Raw genomic sequence first — 254 nt, 5'->3', positions numbered from 1 at the left:
GTTCGCGGGGCGGCGGCGCGACCACGGCGATTGACTTGCCCACGCGCACGCAGCACGCGATACATGCTTGATTCCGATGCGATGTAAATCCCTTGATCTGCCAGCCGGGGCACGATCTGCGAGGGGGGCAGGCTCTGGTAAGCGGGCTGGTTGGCGACGGCGATGATTCGTTCCTTATCGACGCAGCTCAGCGCATGCGGGCAGTGCTTGGCCGCGCCTTTTCGAGCATCCACCAGCGTGCTGGCACCGCGCCA

1 pseudogene is annotated in these 254 nt (G+C 65.4%); it reads right to left on the bottom strand.

Annotated features, from left to right (window positions below):
- Window positions 1-254: pseudogene (locus tag XcuCFBP2542_RS19915) on the bottom strand (IS3 family transposase); the annotation flags it as partial.

The sequence above is a fragment of the Xanthomonas cucurbitae genome (assembly GCF_002939885.1).
Classification (GTDB): domain Bacteria; phylum Pseudomonadota; class Gammaproteobacteria; order Xanthomonadales; family Xanthomonadaceae; genus Xanthomonas; species Xanthomonas cucurbitae.
Note: the sequence above shows the minus strand (reverse complement) of the source record. Positions and strands in the feature narration are given on the sequence as shown.